Consider the following 18,905-nt stretch of genomic DNA (forward strand, 5'->3'; position numbering starts at 1 on the left):
CTGAAGCGCCATGGCAGGCGCGCGATCAGGCCTTTCACGGATTGACCATCCGGATTTCGGTCGGATCGGGAATGCGCATCTGCAATTGGCCGCTGGCCAGGGCCTCGACGCGACTGTGGGCGGTCCAGGTGCTCTGCTCCAGCAGCAGCCGACCGTATTCGGCCTGGGCCTTGTCGCGGATGGCCATCTCGCCATAGAGGGTGTTGAGCAGCTGGCGATTCCAGTGGGCGCTATAGGCCACGGCTACCGCCGACAGCAGTACGCCGGCGAACAGCACCAGCATGACGCTGCTGCCCAGGGGCAGTTTCTTGACGAAGAGCCGGCTCATTTCAGCTTCTCGGCAACGCGCATCACGGCGCTGCGGGCGCGGGGATTGGCGGCCAGTTCGGCTTCGCTGGCATAGGCCGGCTTGCCCAGCAGGCGCAGCGAGGGCTCGAAGACCGTGGCGCGGATCGGCAGGTCGCGCGGCAGCTGGTCGGCCTCGCCCTTGGCCAGTCGGCGCATGAATTGTTTGACGATGCGGTCTTCCAGCGAGTGGAAGCTGATCACTACCAGCCGGCCACCCACGGCCAGTTGCTCGTAGGCCGCCTGCAGGCCCTGCTCCAGATCGCTCAGTTCGCGATTGATGTAGATGCGCAGCCCCTGGAAGGCACGGGTAGCAGGATGCTTGCCCTTTTCCCAGGCCGGATTGGCCTCGGTGAGCACCTTGGCCAGATCGCCGGTACGTTCGAAGGGCTGGACTTCACGACGCTGCACCACGGCGCGCGCCATGCGCTTGGCGAAACGCTCTTCGCCGAATTCCTTGAATACCTGGGCGATGTCGGCCTCGGGCGCCGTGGCGATCCAGACGGCGGCGCTCTGCCCCCGACTCGGATCCATGCGCATGTCCAGGGGACCGTCCTGCATGAAGCTGAAACCGCGCTCGGGATCGTCGAGCTGGGGCGAGGACACGCCCAGATCCAGCAGCACGCCATCGACCTGCCCGGACCAGCCACGGCTGACGAGTTCATCACCCAGTTCGGCGAAGCTGCGCTGGACGATCTCGAAACGCGGATCTTCCGCAGCCAGGGCCTGGCCGGCGGCGATCGCCTGGGGATCCTTGTCGAAGCCCAGCAGCCGCCCTTCTCCACCCAGCAGGCGCAGCACGGCCCGGCTGTGTCCGCCACGGCCGAAGGTGCCGTCCAGATAACGGCCGGCAGGCTGGATTGCCAATGCCTGAACGGCCTCGTCCAGGAGAACGGAGACGTGGTGGAAGACTGGGTTCATGGTCACAGGATCAAATCGCGCATTTCATCCGGCATACCGCCGGGTTCCTTAATCGCCAGGAGATCCGCGTCGCACACGGCACTCCAGGCGTCCTCATCCCATAACTGGAACTTGTTGAGCTGACCGACCAGCATCACGCGCCGGTCCAGCTTGGCGTATTCACGCAGGCGCGGCGGAACCAGGAAACGGCCACTGCCGTCGAGCTCCAGATCCACCGCATTGCCGATCAGCAAGCGTTGCAGGCGGCGAGTCTCCTCACGTAGCGAGGGCAACTGCCGCAGCTTGCTTTCGATGATTTCCCATTCCGGGAGTGGATAGACGCAAAGGCAGGGGTCGACGGCATCGATCGTCACGATGAGCTGGCCGGCACAACGCTCCAGCAGCTCGTCACGATACCGGCTCGGCATCGCGGCGCGCCCCTTGGCGTCGAGACTGATGGCGTTCGCTCCCCGGAACAATTTCGCGTCCTCTAATAGGCTGTCCTTGCCATTAAATCCCACTTCGCCCCACTTCGTACCACCGGCCGCCACTATATTGAGGAGGGCCACTTTCAGTCAAGGTAAGCGAGGGGGTAGCCAGGCCGCGTGGGACGGGGATTTCGAGCAAATTGCACGAATTCACGACCAGGACGAACGACATCGATTTCCGACAAACGGAAATGAAGTCAATTGATTGGCTCAATTGATTAAAGTGATGTCTTAAGAAGAGGTCTCAGACGCCGGGCGCAGAGGCCCAGGAGGGAGGGGTGCGAGAGCCGACCTGTAAGCCGGGTTCTGTCGAGGACAGTCATTCCTCTGGGACAACCATCGCTGATTGCCTCTAGCGACCTACCCGAATCCAGCGCGGGCCACGCCTATGGATTCCTATTTGGTCTTGCTCCAGGTGGGGTTTACCTAGCCACGAACTGTTGCCAGCCGTGCGGTGCGCTCTTACCGCACCTTTTCACCCTTACCGGCGCTTGCGCGCTTAGGCGGTTATTTTCTGTGGCACTTTCCGTAGGCTCACGCCTCCCAGGCGTTACCTGGCACCTCGCCCTATGGAGCCCGGACTTTCCTCCCTCGCAACCCTTGCGGATCACGACAGCGACTGCCCGGTCGGCTCTCGCGGCGCAAGGGTATAGAGACTGAGGGCGGATAACAAGGAAAGATGCCCACTAATTCACCCTGACTCAGCCCGGCTCGCCCTTGCGCTCCAAGGCCAGCTGATAGAGCTGGTTCTTGCGCGCGCCGGTGATCTGGGCGGCCAGGGCAGCGGCGCGCTTGATCGGCAGCTCGGCCAACAGCAGATCGAGGATACGCAAGGTCTCGGCATCGACCTCCGCGTCCTCCGGCGCCGCCCAGCCACCCACCAGCAGCACGCACTCGCCGCGCTGCTGATCCAGATCCGCGCGAATCCAGGCCAATAGCTCGCCGGCGGGCAGGCCGCGCAGGGTCTCGAAGGTCTTGGTCAATTCGCGACCGAGGACGATGTGCCGCTCAGGCCCGAAGGTGCTCGCCATGTCGGCCACGCAATCCTTGAGCCGATGGGGCGCCTCGTAGAAGATGAGCGTACGCGGGTCTTCGCGCAGCGCCGCCAGACGTGCCTGCCGGCCTACCGCCTTGGCCGGCAGGAAGCCTTCGAAGCTGAAGCGATCCGAGGGCAGACCGGCCGCCGACAGCGCCGCGACCAGGGCGCAGGCGCCGGGAATCGGCGAGACCCGGATGCCCTGGGCGCGCGCCGCGCGCACCAGGTGAAAGCCCGGATCGGAAATCAGCGGCGTGCCCGCATCGGAGATCAGGGCGACGTCTTCCCCCGCCAGCAGCCGGGTGATGAAGCGGCCACCGGCATCGCGTTCGTTGTGGTCGTGACAGGCCGCGAGCGGCGTCTCGATGCCGAAATGGCGCAGCAGGCGCGCCGAATGACGGGTGTCTTCGGCGGCGATCAGGGCCACTTCGCGCAGCACCTTGAGCGCGCGGGCGGTGATGTCGTCCAGGTTGCCGATGGGCGTGGCAACCACATAAAGAGTACCCGGCGAAATCATGATGAAACCTGACGGACTGGAAATAGCCCAACAGTGTACGCCGCTCTCGCCCTCGGCGTTCGCAGCGCTTGGGTGCTGTGAGACAATCGCCCCCTTTCCAGACTTTTGCTCAGGAACCACAGCATGAAGTTCCGCCTGCGTCCGCTGCTCTGCGCCACCGCCTTCGCCCTGCTCGCCGCTTGCAGCAGCTCGCCCGTCAACAACGCCCTCGGCGACCTGCCCCAGTCCAGCCAGGCCAGCATCGAGCAGCTGCTGAATCAGGCCGGCTCCAGTCAGTCCGAGCAGGCCAATCTGCTGCGCCTGACCGCCGCCGACAAGGCCTATGCCCAGCAGAATTCCCGCGAAGCGCGGCAGATCCTGGGCTCCATCAATGTCGAAGGCCTCAAGCCGGCACAGCAGATGTTCGCCCAGACGCTGCTGGCCCAGCTCGACCTGCTCGACAAGCAGCCGGCCCAGGCGCTCAAGCGTTTCGACCACCCGAGCTTCGCCCAACTGGGCGAACTGCCGGCCCAGCAGCAGATCCGCAGCGGCCTGACCAAGGCCGAGGCCCAGGCCGCCAACGGCCAGCCGCTTGCCGCCGCCCAGGAACGCATCTTCCTCGGCCCGCTGCTGGACGGCGATGCCGCCCATGACAACCGCGAGCGGATCTGGCAACTGGTCACCAGCCTCCCGGACGCGCAGTTGCGCCAGAGCGTGAAGGACGCCGACCTCAATGGCTGGCTGGCGCTGGCCGCCATCACCCGCGGCAACCTGGCGCTGGATCAGCAGCTCGCCGCCATCGAGGAATGGCAGAAGCAGAACCCCGGCCATCCCGCCGCGCGCAATCTGCCCGACGACCTGGAGCGCCTGAAGACCCTGGCGCGGGAACCGCTCAATCGCGTCGCCTTGCTGCTGCCCCTGCAGGGCCAGCTCGCCGGCGTCGCGCGCGCGCTGCAGGATGGTTTCATGGCCGCTCGCTACGAAGCCCTGGCCGCCGGCCAGAGTGCCCCCGCCGTGACCGTCTACGACAGTACCCAGATGGGTTCGCTGGACGCCTTCTACCGCCAGGCGCAGGCCGCCGGCATCCAGCTGGTGGTCGGCCCGCTGGAGAAGAACTTCGTCAAGCAGCTGGGCGATCGCCCGCAACTGCCGATCAATACCCTGGCGCTGAACTATGGCGACAGCCAGGGCGCCCAGCCGCCGCAACTCTTCCAGTTCGGCCTGGCCGCCGAGGACGAGGCCCGCGAGGCCGCGCGCCGTGCCTGGGCCGACGGCAAGCGCAGTGCCGGCGCCATGGTGCCCCAGGGTGACTGGGGTGCCCGCGTGCTGGCCGCCTTCCAGAACGAGTGGCAGCAGCTGGGCGGTCGCCTGGTGGCGGCCGAGCGCATCGGCCAACCGGTCGAGATCGCCAATCGCATCACCAGCCTGTTGCAGATGCGTCAGGGCATGGACTTCATCTTCCTCGCCTCGACCCCGGCCCAGGCCCGCCAGATCAAGCCGATCCTGGTCTACCAGAACGCCCGCGATCTGCCGGTGTACGCCACCTCCAACCTCAACAGCGGCGTCAACGAACCCGGCGTGAACCAGGATCTCAACGGCATCCTGTTCTGCGAGACCCCCTGGCTGCTCGACCCGAGCAATCCGCTGCGTGCCAAGATCACCGCCCAATGGCCCCAGGCCGGTACCAGCATCGGTCGGCTCTATGCCATGGGCGCCGACGCCTACCTGCTGGCGCTGCATCTGCAGCAGCTCAAGGCCCTGCCCAACTCCGAGCTGCCCGGCCTGTCCGGCAATCTGAGCGTGGCGCCCGACCAGCGCGTGGTGCGTCACCTGCCCTGGGCGGAATTCCGCAACGGCGTGGCGCAGCCGCTGCCCGCCAATAATGCACCGCTGCCCACCACCAGCGTGCCGGCTTCGCTCAGCACCCCGTGAAGCAGGCGCCGCATCTCCAGCGCGGCAGGCAAGCCGAGGATCGCGCCCTGCAGTTCCTGCAGACGCGCGGCCTCCGGCTGATCGCTCGCAACTGGCGCTGGCAGGGTGGCGAGCTCGATCTGGTCATGCTCGACGGCGATACAGTAGTATTCGTCGAGGTACGCGCCCGCAGGCACACCGCCTGGGGCGGCGCCGCGGAAAGCATAGATGCCCGCAAGCGACAGCGACTGGTCAACAGCGCCGCCCTCTTTCTGCAATCCGAAGCGCGCTGGGCCAAGCGGCCCTGTCGTTTCGACGTGATCGCGATCGGCCCCGGGGCCGACGCATCCCCTCAGGCACTCGAATGGATCAAACAGGCCTTCGACGCCTGAGGCCCTCCACAGCACAGGTCAAAGATATCGCGATGGACACCCACGCCCGCATCCAGAAGCTCTTCCGGGACAGCATCGAAACCAAGCGTCAGGCCATGGAAGTCCTGATTCCGCATATCGATCTGGCCAGCCAGGTCATGGTTGCGGCCCTGCTCAACGAAGGCAAGATCCTCACCTGCGGCAATGGCGGTTCCGCCGGCGACGCCCAGCACTTCTCCTCGGAATTGCTGAATCGCTTCGAGCGCGAGCGGCCCAGCCTGCCGGCCCTGGCCTTGACCACCGACACCTCGACGCTGACCTCCATCGCCAACGACTACAGCTACAACGAGGTGTTCTCCAAGCAGATCCGCGCCCTGGGTCAACCGGGCGACATCCTCCTGGCCATCTCCACCAGCGGCAATTCGGCCAACGTGATCCAGGCGATCCAGGCTGCCCACGACCGCGAGATGACCGTGGTCGCCCTGACCGGCCGCGACGGCGGCGGCATGGCCTCCCTGCTGCTGCCCGAGGACGTCGAGATTCGCGTGCCTGCCAAGGTCACCGCCCGCATCCAGGAAGTGCACCTGCTGGTGATCCACTGCCTGTGCGACCAGATCGATCAGCAACTGTTTGGAAGCGAAGAATGAAGAAGGCTCCCCTGCTCGCCATCCTGGCGCTGTCCTTTGCGGTCGCCGGCTGCAGCAACGTGGTCACCGCCAGCCGCGACAAGCCCATCGACGACAACCGCGGCACCCGCACCCTGGGCAGCACCGTGGACGACGCGCTGATCGAGACCAAGGCCTCGGTCAACATCTCCAAGGCCAATGCCGATCTGGCCAGCTCGCACATCGTGGTGGTGAGCTACAACGGCGTGGTGCTGATCGCCGGCCAGACGCCGCGTGCCGATCTCAAGGCCCAGGCCGAACAGGCCGTGCGCAGCGTGCAGCGGGTCAAGACGGTGCACAACGAACTGCAGGTGACCGGCAACTCCTCGCTGCTGGCGCGCAGCAACGATTCCTGGCTGACTACCCGCATCAAGACCCAGATGTTCGCCGATGAAGACATCCCCGGTTCGCGCATCAAGGTGGTCACGGAGAACGGCATCGTCTATCTCCTGGGCCTGGTGACCCAGCAGGAAGGCGCCCATGCCGTGCAACTGATCCAGAGCGTCTCGGGCGTGCAGCGCATCGTCAAGCTGTTCGAATACATCAACTGATCCGTATTCGCCGCCCAACAAAAAGCCCCGCATCAGCGGGGCTTTTTGTTGGGCGGCGTGCCTTAGGCGGCCTGCCACTCGCTTTCGGCTTCGTCGCGGGTCTTGGACAGGCGTACCTGGCTGCCATCCACCGACTGGACCCAGCTCAGCGGAATGTAGTGATGCTTGCCATCGGCATCCTGATCGCGCTTGGTCAGCTTGATGCGATCGGCGCCTTCCATATGGTCGACGGTGCCCACGTGCTGGCCGTCCGAACCGACAACTTCCGCATGCTCTTTGATCTGGGTTGCATCTACCATGGTGGTTCTCCGGCAGGTTAAGAATTAAGAGGCTGCTCTCTGAGTGCCTGCTGGATAGGAGGCACGGGACAGCGTCTGGGTTCGACCTTTGCCGACGAATGGCCCGCCTGGCAGTCAAAAGCCCGACACCTGCGAAGAGGATCCATCGATGAGCGACGAGCCGAGCAAGCTGACCCGCTCCAAGGAGCGCTGGGCCCAGGAGGGACGCTTCCTCACCGGTCAGGGTGCACGTGCGGAAAGCGAGCGTCTGCCACCTGGCCAGCACCGCGTCAGCAACTGGCCGGTCCTGGACCTAGGCATACGCCCGGAGGTCAGCCGGGAGCGCTGGCAACTGGCGGTGACCGGCGCGGTCTGCAAGACGCTGCGCTGGAACTGGGAGACCTTCGCCGCGCGGGCGACCCGCGAGGCCGTCAGCGACATGCATTGCGTCACCACCTGGTCACGCTATGACAATCACTGGATCGGTCTGCCGATAGCTGAATTGCTCGACGAGGTGCAGCCGCGGGACGAGGCGACCCATGTGCTCCTGCACAGCCATGACGGTTACATCACCAATCTGCCGCTGGCCGATTTCGCCGCACCGGGCGCCATGCTGGTGCACAGCTGGGAAGGCCAGCCGCTGACGGCCGAGCACGGGGGGCCGGTACGGGCCCTGATCCCGCATCTCTATCTGTGGAAAAGCGCCAAGTGGCTCAGGCGCATCGACTTCCGGGTCGGCGACACGCCTGGCTTCTGGGAAATGCGCGGCTATCACGACCGCGGCGATCCCTGGCAGGAGCAGCGCTATTCCGAGGACGCCTGAAGGCGCCTCAGTGCGCCGCCGGGGCCAGTTGCAGCTCTACCGGATCGCCGGGATTGAGGCTGCGGATACGGAATTCGTCGCGGCTGAGACTGAGGATTTCCGTGGGATAGGTGATGCCTTCCTCGATCATGTTCAGACCCTTCTCGGTGCGCGTCCAGCGGCCCAGGGAGGGCTGGCTGCTCGGCGACGCCATCACCAGGGTGCCGTCGCTGAGGAAGACGTAGAGCATCCCCGGCTCGATGCTGTTGCTGGTCTTGATCTGCCAGACCTTGTTGACGAAGCCTTCCTGGGCACTGCCCTGCTTGTCGCGCCCGCCCTGACCGTAGCCGATCAGTCCGGCCACGATACAGAGCGCGCCTATCACCAGCACCACCACGCGCCAGTAACGACGCGCCTTGTCTTGCAAACTCATGTCACTCCTTGGGTGTTCTTGAGGCTGGCCAGGTAGGTGCCCAGCGGGGGGCGCTCCTGGAAATAGCCATGCAGGCCGGCGAAGATCGAATCGGCCAGCTGCTTCTGGTGGCGACTGTCGAGCAGGCGTCGGCAGTCACGATCATTGGAAATGAAGCCCGTCTCGACCAGGATCGAGGGGATATCCGGCGATTTGAGCACAGCGAAGCCCGCCTGCTCCACTCGTTTCTGGTGCAGGTTGGTGATGCTCGACAATTGCCCCAGCACCTTGTGGCCCAGGTCCAGGCTCGACGAGATGGTGGCGTTCATCGACATGTCCAGCAGCACGCCGGCGAGCATGGGATCGCGTCCCTTGAGAATCTCGTTGGCGCCGATCAGGTCGACGTTGTTCTCGCTGTCGGCCAGGAAGCGCGCCGTGGTGGAAGTCGCTCCACCCTCGGACAGGGCATAGACCGAGGCGCCGTAGGCGGTGCGTCGCGGCGCGGCATCGGCATGCACCGAGACGAACATGTCGGCGTTGTAGCTGCGTGCGACCTCGACGCGCTTGCGCAGCGGCACGAAGAAGTCGTCGTTGCGCACCAGCTTGGCCTTGAAGCCCTTCTGCAGATTGATGCGGCGCGCCAGATTCTGCGCCACGATCAGGGCGATGTCCTTTTCCCGATCGCCCCGGGCGCTCAGCGCACCCGGGTCCTTGCCGCCGTGACCGGCATCGACCACCACCATGATGTCGCGCCCCGTGGCCAGGCCCTTGCCGCGCTTGACCTCCAGTGGCGGCTCGGCGTCGGCCGGCTTGCGTGCAGCCACCACCGGCGCTCCGGCGCGCTTGAGATCCAGCACCAGACGATTGGCCGCGCCCTCGCCCGGACCGAGGATGAAGCTTTCCACCTCCACCGGATGGGCCAGCTCCAGCACCACCCGGGTGTCCTGGGCGCCATAGTGAGCGCTGCGCACGGCCCGCACCGGCGACCCCTGCAGGGCGAGGTGATTGAGCACCGCGGGAGCCTGGGTATCGGCGAGGTCGAGAATGATGCGATCCGGCGCGACCAGGGTGAAGGTCTTGTAACGCACCGGTCCGGTGAGATCGAAGACCAGGCGGAGCTTGTCGGCATCCTGCCAGGCCCGGGCACCCTTGAGTTGCTGCCGGGCGGCAAACGCCGGCAACCCGACGGGCAAGGTCATGCCAGCCAGGATCAGATTGAGCAGACGACGGCGATTCATGAGGTCCTCGCGAGAAACGAGAAACGGCTGGGAAGTTACAACATAACGCTAAAGATCGCCTGCCGCCTGACCTCTGTCAACTGCCATTCGGACAAAATAATCCTTAGAAAACGGGGGCATAGCGTTCGTTTGCAGAATCAGCTTTAGATACAGTCACTTGCCGAGGCCAACGTCCGGTCCGTCAAAGTGACAAACCGCGAGAAGTGCGACGGAGAGCGAATTTATCGGCGCCGCCATCGTCGAAGTGTCAGGCACTTCCGCCTTTGAAGGGATCACACCATGAACAAGAAGATTGCTGTCGCGACCGCGCTGCTGGCTGGCACCGTGCTGGCGGGCTGCTCCTCGGTGAAGAACACCGCCGACTACACCGTGGGCCGCGTCGAATTTCGCGAGCAACCGCTGGTGAAGCAGGTGGACAAGGGCATGAGCAAGGCTGACGTGCTGCGCATCGGTGGCACCCCGTCGAGCACCTATACCCGCAAGTTCCGCCCCGGCACCTGCAACAACTATGTGCTTAACAAGGACGGTAAGGAGCAGGTCTATTCGATCGGCTTCGACAGCATGAACCGCGTCGACAGCAAGGACTTCGAGACCTGCGAAAGCGCCGATCGCGCCTGAGTCGGGAACTGACCGGCCGCCCAGGCCGGGTGTCCTGAAGGACGCTGGCGGCGTCTGATGGACAGGATGGGCGAGCGGCAGCACCATGGGCCCTCGCCATCCCCGATCGCTGCGCCAACCTCCTGCACTGTGGATCGACGCAGGCGCGGCCAGCGCCGCCAGGCTCTACCCATCGTTCCAAGGAATTCAGGCATGTCCAGACGTCACCTCATACTCACAGCTGCGGTGCTTTCCCTGACTGGCTGCGGTGGCTATGACTACAGTTGCGATGCGGCCAAGACCGCCGAGCTGGTCCGTCAGCAATACGCCCAGACCATCAACGAGATCTATGCGGACGACATCGCCGCCGGCCAGCCCGCGCTGGAAGCCGGCCAGGTCTCGCTGGTCGACATCAAGACCCAGGAAGAACCCTCGGACAGCGGCGAAGCGGGTTTCTATACCTGCAACGCGACCGTCGAGGCCACCTGGCCCAAGGCCGCCCTCGAGCGCCTGGCGCCGGCCGCCGCGCAGCTGGCCAGCGTCGGCGCCATCCTCGAGAACGGCCACCTGCGCCATGCGCTGAGCTACGAGTCCTCGCTGGAAGGCAGCGACAAGCAGCGCGTCGACATCACCCTGCCCGAAGCCGTGGACCTGAGTCTCAAGACCCTGGCCGGCCAGGAGCCCATGGACGAATACCTGGAAGACGCCCCCGACGGCGAACAGGAAGCGCCCTAGGCCTTGCCTGAAAAGTGCCTGCGCCCGGCGACTTTCAGACAGGTCCTAACCCTTGGGCGCCGGCCTGCTGTGCAGTGCTGGCGCCCGGGTGTATGATCCGAATTCCCCTCCGCCAGCATCCTCCGGCGGGTTCGTGAGCCCTGGCAGCCCCTGTGGAGATCCCGCATGGCGTGGCCGCCCTCCGGCCCGGCAACCGTCACTCCGCGTTTGCACCGTGCCTCGTCTGCGCTCACGATGACCAGAACCGTGATCTAGAAAGCCGCCTCGGAGAGACGCTTCATGCCTGACTATCGCTCGAAAACCTCCACCCAGGGCCGCAACATGGCTGGCGCCCGGGCGCTCTGGCGCGCCACCGGGATGAAGGACGAAGATTTCAAGAAGCCCATCATCGCCATCGCCAACTCCTTTACCCAGTTCGTGCCGGGCCATGTCCACCTCAAGGACCTCGGCCAGCTGGTCGCCCGGGAGATCGAGAAGGCCGGCGGCGTGGCCAAGGAATTCAACACCATCGCCGTCGACGACGGCATCGCCATGGGTCACGACGGCATGCTCTATTCGCTGCCGAGTCGCGAGATCATCGCCGACGCCGTGGAATACATGGTCAATGCCCACTGCGCCGATGCCCTGGTGTGCATCTCCAACTGCGACAAGATCACCCCCGGCATGCTGATGGCCGCCCTGCGCCTGAACATCCCGGTGGTGTTCGTCTCCGGCGGCCCCATGGAAGCCGGCAAGACCAAGCTGGCCAGCCATGGCCTGGACCTGGTCGACGCCATGGTCATCGCCGCCGACAGCTCGGCCAGCGACGAGAAGGTCGCCGAATACGAACGCAGCGCCTGCCCCACCTGTGGCAGCTGCTCGGGCATGTTCACCGCCAACTCCATGAACTGCCTGGTCGAGGCCCTCGGCCTGGCCCTGCCCGGCAACGGCTCGACCCTGGCCACCCACGCCGACCGCAAGGAGCTGTTCCTGCAAGCCGGCCGCACCATCGTCGAGCTGTGCCGTCGCTACTACCAGGAAAACGACGAGTCGGCGCTGCCGCGCAACATCGCCTGCCATGCGGCATTCGAGAATGCCATGACCCTGGACATCGCCATGGGCGGCTCGACCAACACCATCCTGCACCTGCTGGCCGCCGCCCAGGAAGCCGAGGTGGACTTCGATCTGCGCGACATCGACGCCCTGTCGCGCAAGGTGCCGCAGCTGTGCAAGGTGGCGCCGAACATCCAGAAGTACCACATGGAAGACGTGCACCGCGCCGGGGGCATCTTCAGCATCCTCGGCGAACTGGCCCGCGGCGGTCTCCTGCATGCCGATCTGCCCACCGTGCACAGCCGGACCCTGGGCGAAGCCATCGAGCGGTGGGACATCACCCTGACCCAGGACGAGGCGGTGAAGACCTTCTTCCGCGCCGGTCCCGCCGGCATCCCGACCCAGGAAGCCTTCAGCCAGGCGACTCGCTACGACACCCTGGACGACGACCGCGCCGAGGGCTGCATCCGCAGCGTCGCGCATGCCTATTCCCAGGAAGGCGGCCTGGCCGTGCTCTACGGCAACATCGCCCTGGACGGCTGCGTGGTGAAGACCGCCGGCGTGGATGAATCCATCCATGTGTTCGAGGGCAATGCCAAGGTCTTCGAAAGCCAGGACGCCGCGGTGCGCGGCATCCTCGCCGACGAGGTCAAGGCCGGCGACATCGTCATCATCCGCTACGAAGGGCCCAAGGGCGGCCCGGGCATGCAGGAGATGCTCTATCCCACCAGCTACCTGAAGTCCAAGGGCCTGGGCAAGCAGTGCGCCCTGCTCACCGACGGTCGCTTCTCCGGCGGCACCTCGGGCCTGTCCATCGGCCATGCCTCGCCGGAAGCCGCGGCGGGCGGTGCCATCGGCCTGGTTCGGGATGGCGACAAGGTGCTGATCGACATTCCCCAGCGCAGCATCAACCTGCTGGTGAGCGACGAAGAGCTGTCCCACCGCCGCATCGAGCAGGACAAGCTGGGCTGGAAGCCGGCACAGCCCCGTGCCCGCCGCGTGACCACCGCGCTCAAGGCCTATGCCCTGCTGGCCACCAGTGCCGACAAGGGCGGCGTGCGCGACAAGGCTCTGCTGGGCTGATTCGCAGGCTCCGGGGACGGCATCCGCCGTCTCCCGGACGCTCCGCCCCACCTTCCCTCCTGCTTCTCCGCTCTACTTCGCCCTTCCGCTCGCCTCCTTTCCTCTCCGCTTCGCCTGCCGCTTCTTCACCTGGAACAGCCCGCGCCACTACCCCATTCCAGAGGGGTTCCACAGTTGCTTGGCTTGCTATTTTTGCAGAAGCACAGCCTGTGATTCAGCTCACACATCGCCGGAATGGAGCCGCTAGGCCGTTGAGTGATCAAAGGCTACCCTCCGTCTGCCGCTGAATTGATTCAGCGATAGGTTTGTAGTCAGGTTGGTTTCCAATGGTCACACCTATGCTGATCTTCCGCTCGAGCACGGCGGATCAGGTGCAGGCCAGGCACTGAGTTACACAACAACAATAAACAGGGAACATAAATGAATAAGAAAAAGGCTATGCCCTTGGCCAGGGTTTCGGTCGCGTCCTTGATGAGTACCCTTCTCCTGATTCCTGCGGCGCACGCCCTGGAAACCACCGGTTACTTCCGTACCGGTCTCGGTGATTCCTCCGGCTCGGACTCCATGCGCTGCTTCAAGCTGCAGGGCGCGCAGTCCAAGTACCGCCTGGGCAACGAGTGCGAGCAGTACGGCGAACTGGCGCTGAAGCAGAATGTATTCAATCTCGACGACGGCTCGGCAATCGGCGTCTACGGCATGGGCAGCTTCTTCAACAAATACGATCGCACCCCGACCTTCAATGGTGACAACGGGGCGATCCGTGCAGTCCAGGCCTACGCCTACTGGAACAACATCGCCGCACTGAACGGCGGTAACCTCTGGGCCGGTCGGCGTTACTACAAGCGTAACGACATCCATATCTCCGACTTCTTCTACTGGAACCAGAGCGCCACCGGCGGCGGTATCGAGGACGTCAACATCGGCGGTCTCAAGTACAGCCTGGCCTTCTCGCGCAAGGACAACCAGAACCAGAAGGACTTCCAGAACCGCATCGACTTCAACGTCGCCGGCTTCAACACCAATCCCAATGGTTCGCTGGAGATCGGCGTCAGCTACCTGGACAAGCCCACCAATCAGCCCAACGCCAACAGTGGTGTAGCCGTGACGCTGCAGCACAAGCAGGCCAACTTCATGGGTTGGGGCGGCGTGAACACCTTTGCCGTGCAGCGCGGCCAGGGCCCGGGCACCGCCCTGGGCAGCACCGGCGATCCGACCCTGAGCAGCGCCGACGTATCCTATCGCGTCGTCGACTTCTTCGACTGGCAGATCAGCCGCTACTGGGGTGGCCAGATCGCCGCGGTCTACCAGAAGGACGAGCGTCCCAATGGCAACGACCTGCGCTGGACCTCGCTGGGCGGCCGTCTGGTGTACGGCATCAGCGACCAGTTCAAGTTCTCCACCGAACTCGGTCATGACCAGGTGCAGGCCCCGGGTGGTACCCGCAAGCTGACCAAGCTGACCCTAGCACCCACCTGGTCGCCCAAGGGTCCGGAATTCAAGTCGCGTCCCGAATTCCGCCTGTTCTACACCTATGCCGCCTGGAACCGGGCAGCCCAGCAGGCAGCCGATGAATTCGACGCCGGCTCCGCGCTGTCGAGCACCGGCAGCTTCGGCAACGATCTGCACGGCTCCAACGTCGGCTTCCAGATCGAGCAGTGGTGGTAACAGCTCCACCGCGACCGGCGCTCCGCCGGTCGCGTTCCTGTCTCCGAACCTGAGCGCACAACAATGAAAAGAACCGTCTCCCTCGCGTCCTTCGCCGGTTGCCTGTTGGCGGCTGCCCTCGCCAGCGGCACCGCCCAGGCAGCCCCCGTTTCCGCCTGCCTCATCACCAAGACCGATACCAATCCCTTCTTCGTGAAGATGAAGGAAGGCGCCACCGCCAAGGCCAAGGAGCTGGGGGTGACGCTCAAGGCCTACGCCGGCAAGATCGACGGCGACAGCGAAAGCCAGGTGGCCGCCATCGAGACCTGCATCGCCGACGGTGCCAAGGGCATCCTCATCACCGCCTCGGACACCAAGGGCATCGTGCCCAACCTGCAGAAGGCGCGCGAAGCCGGTCTGCTGGTGATCGCCCTGGATACCCCACTGGATCCGGTGAGCGCCGCCGACATGACCTTCGCCACCGACAACCTGCTGGCCGGCAAGCTGATCGGCCAGTGGGCGCGGGAAACCCTGGGTGACAAGGCCAAGGATGCCCGGGTGGCCTTTCTCGACCTGAACGCCTCCCAGCCCTCGGTGGACGTCCTGCGCGACCAGGGCTTCATGCTCGGCTTCGGCATCGATCCCAAGGATCAGAGTCGCATCGGCGACGAGACCGATCCGCGCATCGTCGGCCACGACGTGACCAACGGCAACGAAGAAGGCGGCCGCGCCGCGATGGAGAATCTGCTGCAGAAGGATCCGACCATCAACGTGGTGCACACCATCAACGAACCGGCCGCTGCCGGCGCCTACGAGGCGCTCAAGGCCGTGGGTCGCGAGAAGGACGTGCTGATCGTCTCCATCGATGGCGGCTGCCCGGGCGTGCACAACGTCGCCGACGGCGTCATCGGCGCCACCTCCCAGCAGTACCCGCTGCAGATGGCGGCGCTGGGCATCGAGGCGATCAAGACCTTTGCCGACACCGGCAAGAAGCCGACGCCCACCGAAGGCAAGAGCTTCGTCGACACCGGCGTGAAGCTGGTGACGGACAAGCCGGTCCCCGGCATCCAGTCCATCGACAGCAAGACCGCCCTGCAGAAATGCTGGGGCTGATGGCCTCTCGTCTACGCTAGAGAAGATCGATCGCAGCGCCTGCCGCGCCGGCGCGGGCGATCGACTCTCGGCCGCTTTCCCGCTCTCAGGAGATTGCCATGAGCGATCCGACCTCGCCCTCCCCGTCCGGCCAGCCTTTCGAACAGGTGCTCAAGCACAGTGCCACGGAGGTCGCCTCCTTCGCCCGTGACGAGCGCAGCCCGCTGGTCAAATTCCGTCACTTCCTGCATTCGCGCCCCTCGGCGGTATCACTGCTGGTGCTGCTGCTGTCGCTAGCCATCTTCGGCGCCCTGCTGGGCGGCAAGTTCTTTTCCGCCTTCGCCCTCACCCTGATCCTGCAGCAGGTCGCCATCACCGGCATCGTCGGCGCGGCCCAGACCCTGGTAGTGATCACCGCCGGCATCGACCTCTCGGTAGGCGCCATCATGGTGCTGTCCTCGGTGGTCATGGGCCAGTTCACCTTCCGCTACGGCCTGCCGGTGGAGCTGTCGATCCTCTGCGGCCTAGCGGTGGGCACCCTGTGCGGCATGGCCAACGGCTGGCTGATCGCCCGCATCAAGCTGCCGCCCTTCATCGTCACCCTGGGCATGTGGCAGATCGTGCTCGCGGCCAACTTCCTCTATTCGCGCAACGAGACCATCCGCGCCCAGGAAATCGGCGCGACCGCGCCGCTGCTGCAGGTGTTCGGCGACAATTTCCGCCTGGGGGGCGCGGTCTTCACCTATGGCGTGATCGCCCTGGTGGTGCTGGTCGCCCTGCTCTGGTACGTGCTCAACCACACCGCCTGGGGTCGGCACCTCTATGCCGTGGGTGACGATCCCGAGGCCGCGGCACTGGCCGGGGTCAACGTCCGCCGCATGCTGATCACCGTGTACGGGCTGTCGGGGCTCATCTGCGCCTTCGCCGGCTGGGTGCTGATCGGCCGCATCGGCTCGGTCTCGCCCACCGCTGGCCAGTTCGCCAACATCGAGTCCATCACCGCCGTGGTGATCGGCGGCATCTCGCTGTTCGGCGGCCGCGGCTCCATCCTCGGCATGTTGTTCGGCGCCCTGATCGTCGGCGTCTTCGCCCTCGGCCTGCGGCTGCTGGGCACCGACGTGCAATGGACCTATCTGCTGATCGGCACGCTCATCATCGCGGCCGTGGCTATCGACCAATGGATCAGAAAGGCGGCCAGCTGATGACTACCGAACCCCTGCTCATGGCCCGTGGCCTGGTGAAGCGCTATGGCCGCGTCACCGCCCTCGACCACGCCGACTTCGACCTGCTGCCCGGCGAAATCCTCGCCGTGATCGGCGACAACGGCGCCGGCAAGTCCTCGCTGATCAAGGCCATCTCCGGTGCCCTGCGGCCCGATGAAGGCGAGATCCGCTTCGAGGGCCAGCCCGTGCAGTTCGCCTCGCCCATCGCGGCGCGGCGGGCCGGCATCGAGACGGTCTACCAGAACCTGGCGCTGTCGCCGGCGCTGTCCATCGCCGACAACCTCTTCCTGGGTCGCGAATTGCGCAAGCCGGGGCTGCTGGGCACCCTCTGCCGCACCCTGGACCGCAAGGAAATGGAGCGCATCGCTCGGGAAAAGCTCTCCGAACTGGGATTGATGACCATCCAGAACATCAACCAGGCGGTGGAAACCCTGTCCGGTGGCCAGCGCCAGGGCGTAGCCGTGGCCCGGGCGGCGGCCTTCGGTTCCAAGGTGATCATCCTCGACGAACCCACCGCGGCGCTGGGGGTGAAGGAGTCGCGCAAGGTGCTGGAGCTGATCCTCGATGTGCGCGCCCGCGGCATCGCCATCGTGCTGATCTCGCACAACATGCCCCATGTGTTCGAGATCGCCGATCGCATCCACATCCATCGCCTGGGTCGCCGGCTGACGGTGATCGATCCGCGCCAGCACTCCATGGCCGACGCCGTGGCGCTGATGACCGGCGCCCAGACGGTCGCCGCCTAGGCGTAGGCCAGGCCCCGGCGCTCCCAGGCTACGGCTGAGCGGGAGACCCGGGGCCTGCCTGATCGCCCTTGGTCCGGCCCCACCGCAAAAACCTGACTGGCCGCTCAAGTTATCTCCGGCAGGCACCGATAAAGTCCGACAATTAATTAATTATCGGAGTCACCCCGCCGTGCCTGCCTTGTCGTTGAAACAGAAACTCTCGTTGTCTGCCACCGCGGCCGTCCTGGTCGTGGGGGTGGGTCTTACCACCATCAACTTCTTCAATACCCGAACGGCGCTGGAAGCCTCCACGGTCGAGCAGCTGAAAACGGTCAGCTTCGTCTTCAACGGCGGGGTTCGCCAGTGGCTGGACGGCAAGGCCGCGGCGCTGGGCGCCCTGGCCGCCGACACCCAGGAGGCGAACCTTCCGGCCGGGCTCAACCAGGTCAAGAACTCCGGCGCCTTCGACAACGTCTTCTATGCCCGGAGCGATGGCAGCCAGGTCAATGCCAATGGCGTCCAGCTGCCGCCGGACAACAATGATCCGCGCAAGTGGCTGTGGTACCAGCAGACGCAGCAGAATCCCGGCAAGGTGTTCTTTTCCATTCCCACCGTGGCGGCGGCGACCAAGCAGAACGTGCTGTCACTGGGCTGGGCGCTGCAGTCGGCGGGCAAGACCACGGCGATCCTTGGCGCGGACGTCAGCATCAGCGACATCCTCGACCAGCTCAAGCGCGTGCAATTACCGGGCGCCGGCAGCGCCGTGCTGGTCAACGGCCAGAACATCGTCCTGGGCCACGAGGACGCCGCCCTGCTGGCCAAGCCGATCACCGAACTCTTTCCCCAGCTCGACGCGGACACCCTCCAGCGCCTGGCCCAGGCGCCCGGCGAGCGCCATGTCGAAACCGCCGCCGGCCAGCGCCTCTATGCCGCGCCCATGAATCACAATGGCGAAACCCTGGTGATGATCGTCGACAGCGGCGTGCTCATGGCACCGCTGCAACGCCAGCTGTGGATCAGCCTCGCCATCCTGGCCGTGGTGCTGGGTGGCTCGCTGCTGCTCATCAACCTGCTGTGCAGCTATCTGCTCCGGCCCCTGGGCGTGGTCTCGAGCGGCCTGCAGGTGATCGCCGATGGCCAGGGCGATCTGACCCGCCGCATCGCCGTACAGAGCACCGATGAGGTCGGCGGTCTGGCCGGCCACTTCAATCAGTTCGTGGCCAGCCTGCACGGCCTGATCGGTGGCGTGCGCCAGCATGCCCGGAGCGTGGACGCCGAATC

At 65.3% G+C, this 18,905-nt stretch carries 19 protein-coding genes, 1 other RNA gene and 1 pseudogene; 13 read left to right on the forward strand and 8 right to left on the reverse strand.

The window, feature by feature from the left end; all coding sequences use genetic code 11:
• Positions 1–34 precede the first annotated feature (34 nt).
• The 5 genes from ftsL to rsmI form a co-directional block, all read right to left on the reverse strand.
• On the reverse strand, positions 35–328 hold the full coding sequence (ftsL, locus tag PVZ77_RS10895) for a cell division protein FtsL (RefSeq protein WP_017640714.1): 294 nt from the start codon (positions 326–328) through the stop codon (positions 35–37).
• Entirely contained in the window at positions 325–1,266 is a 942-nt protein-coding gene (gene rsmH, locus PVZ77_RS10900; protein WP_273806457.1) for a 16S rRNA (cytosine(1402)-N(4))-methyltransferase RsmH, read from the reverse strand. Before rsmH ends, ftsL begins: the two co-directional genes overlap by 4 nt.
• A gap of 2 nt (positions 1,267–1,268) precedes the next feature.
• The gene (gene mraZ, locus PVZ77_RS10905) at positions 1,269–1,724 is read right to left on the reverse strand and encodes a division/cell wall cluster transcriptional repressor MraZ (RefSeq protein ID WP_007162063.1); all 456 of its coding nucleotides are present in this window, start codon (positions 1,722–1,724) and stop codon (positions 1,269–1,271) included.
• 288 nt (positions 1,725–2,012) lie between these two features.
• Positions 2,013–2,368: RNase P RNA component class A (gene rnpB, locus PVZ77_RS10910), an RNA gene on the reverse strand.
• Positions 2,369–2,434: 66 nt separating this feature from the next.
• Positions 2,435–3,286 (reverse strand): 16S rRNA (cytidine(1402)-2'-O)-methyltransferase, encoded by an 852-nt coding sequence (gene rsmI, locus PVZ77_RS10915; RefSeq protein WP_273806458.1) that lies wholly within the window; start codon positions 3,284–3,286, stop codon positions 2,435–2,437.
• A 123-nt stretch (positions 3,287–3,409) separates the two neighbouring features.
• On the opposite strand from rsmI, the gene PVZ77_RS10920 reads away from it, so the two are divergent.
• Genes PVZ77_RS10920 through PVZ77_RS10935 form a run of 4 tightly spaced genes read left to right on the forward strand, consistent with a single transcriptional unit; the run spans position 3,410 to position 6,763 of the window.
• Entirely contained in the window at positions 3,410–5,197 is a 1,788-nt protein-coding gene (locus PVZ77_RS10920) for a penicillin-binding protein activator (RefSeq protein ID WP_273806459.1), read from the forward strand.
• Positions 5,194–5,568 carry a YraN family protein gene (locus tag PVZ77_RS10925; RefSeq protein WP_183632876.1) on the forward strand — a complete coding sequence of 125 codons (375 nt, stop codon included), beginning with the start codon at positions 5,194–5,196 and terminating at the stop codon, positions 5,566–5,568. The genes PVZ77_RS10920 and PVZ77_RS10925 overlap by 4 nt, the downstream gene beginning before the upstream one ends.
• A gap of 32 nt (positions 5,569–5,600) precedes the next feature.
• Positions 5,601–6,194 carry a phosphoheptose isomerase gene (locus PVZ77_RS10930; protein WP_007162067.1) on the forward strand — a complete coding sequence of 198 codons (594 nt, stop codon included), beginning with the start codon at positions 5,601–5,603 and terminating at the stop codon, positions 6,192–6,194.
• The gene (locus tag PVZ77_RS10935; protein WP_208692486.1) at positions 6,191–6,763 is read left to right on the forward strand and encodes a BON domain-containing protein; all 573 of its coding nucleotides are present in this window, start codon (positions 6,191–6,193) and stop codon (positions 6,761–6,763) included. Before PVZ77_RS10930 ends, PVZ77_RS10935 begins: the two co-directional genes overlap by 4 nt.
• A gap of 62 nt (positions 6,764–6,825) precedes the next feature.
• On the opposite strand, the gene PVZ77_RS10940 is transcribed toward PVZ77_RS10935, so the two are convergent.
• A complete protein-coding gene (locus tag PVZ77_RS10940) occupies positions 6,826–7,062 on the reverse strand; it encodes a DUF2171 domain-containing protein (protein ID WP_133862561.1) in 237 nt (78 codons plus the stop codon).
• Between the two features lie 148 nt (positions 7,063–7,210).
• Here PVZ77_RS10940 and PVZ77_RS10945 point away from each other — a divergent pair, with 148 nt between their 5' ends.
• A complete protein-coding gene (locus PVZ77_RS10945; RefSeq protein ID WP_273806460.1) occupies positions 7,211–7,864 on the forward strand; it encodes a sulfite oxidase-like oxidoreductase in 654 nt (217 codons plus the stop codon).
• Positions 7,865–7,871: 7 nt separating this feature from the next.
• Here the strand turns inward: PVZ77_RS10945 and PVZ77_RS10950 are convergent, their stop codons facing one another.
• Positions 7,872–8,276, reverse strand: a complete 405-nt coding sequence (locus PVZ77_RS10950) for a hypothetical protein (protein WP_133862563.1) — start codon at positions 8,274–8,276, stop codon at positions 7,872–7,874.
• Positions 8,273–9,493 carry an N-acetylmuramoyl-L-alanine amidase gene (locus PVZ77_RS10955; protein WP_183632885.1) on the reverse strand — a complete coding sequence of 407 codons (1,221 nt, stop codon included), beginning with the start codon at positions 9,491–9,493 and terminating at the stop codon, positions 8,273–8,275. The genes PVZ77_RS10950 and PVZ77_RS10955 overlap by 4 nt, the downstream gene beginning before the upstream one ends.
• Before the next feature lie 279 nt (positions 9,494–9,772).
• Between PVZ77_RS10955 and osmE the strand changes: the two genes are divergently transcribed.
• From osmE to PVZ77_RS26075, 8 genes and pseudogenes are all read left to right on the forward strand, one after another.
• Positions 9,773–10,111 (forward strand): osmotically-inducible lipoprotein OsmE, encoded by a 339-nt coding sequence (gene osmE, locus PVZ77_RS10960; RefSeq protein ID WP_273806461.1) that lies wholly within the window; start codon positions 9,773–9,775, stop codon positions 10,109–10,111.
• A 192-nt stretch (positions 10,112–10,303) separates the two neighbouring features.
• Positions 10,304–10,825: a hypothetical protein gene (locus tag PVZ77_RS10965; RefSeq protein WP_132832850.1), complete on the forward strand. Its 522-nt coding sequence runs from the start codon at positions 10,304–10,306 to the stop codon at positions 10,823–10,825.
• A 279-nt stretch (positions 10,826–11,104) separates the two neighbouring features.
• A complete protein-coding gene (gene ilvD, locus PVZ77_RS10970; RefSeq protein WP_133862566.1) occupies positions 11,105–12,940 on the forward strand; it encodes a dihydroxy-acid dehydratase in 1,836 nt (611 codons plus the stop codon).
• Between the two features lie 471 nt (positions 12,941–13,411).
• Complete coding sequence (locus tag PVZ77_RS10975) at positions 13,412–14,605, forward strand: maltoporin (protein ID WP_273806462.1); 1,194 nt, start codon at positions 13,412–13,414, stop codon at positions 14,603–14,605.
• A 63-nt stretch (positions 14,606–14,668) separates the two neighbouring features.
• Complete coding sequence (locus PVZ77_RS10980; RefSeq protein ID WP_007162077.1) at positions 14,669–15,697, forward strand: sugar ABC transporter substrate-binding protein; 1,029 nt, start codon at positions 14,669–14,671, stop codon at positions 15,695–15,697.
• Between the two features lie 98 nt (positions 15,698–15,795).
• Complete coding sequence (locus PVZ77_RS10985) at positions 15,796–16,878, forward strand: ABC transporter permease (protein WP_273806463.1); 1,083 nt, start codon at positions 15,796–15,798, stop codon at positions 16,876–16,878.
• Positions 16,878–17,645, forward strand: coding sequence for an ATP-binding cassette domain-containing protein (locus PVZ77_RS10990; protein WP_042137188.1), 768 nt, complete (start codon positions 16,878–16,880; stop codon positions 17,643–17,645). The genes PVZ77_RS10985 and PVZ77_RS10990 overlap by 1 nt, the downstream gene beginning before the upstream one ends.
• A 235-nt stretch (positions 17,646–17,880) precedes the next feature.
• Positions 17,881–18,843 (forward strand): annotated as a pseudogene (locus PVZ77_RS26075) (HAMP domain-containing protein); the annotation flags it as partial.
• Positions 18,844–18,905: the final 62 nt, after the last annotated feature.

Source organism: Pseudomonas sp. SHLD1, assembly GCF_028640935.1.
GTDB classification, from domain to species: Bacteria; Pseudomonadota; Gammaproteobacteria; order Pseudomonadales; family Pseudomonadaceae; genus Chryseomonas; species Chryseomonas aestiva.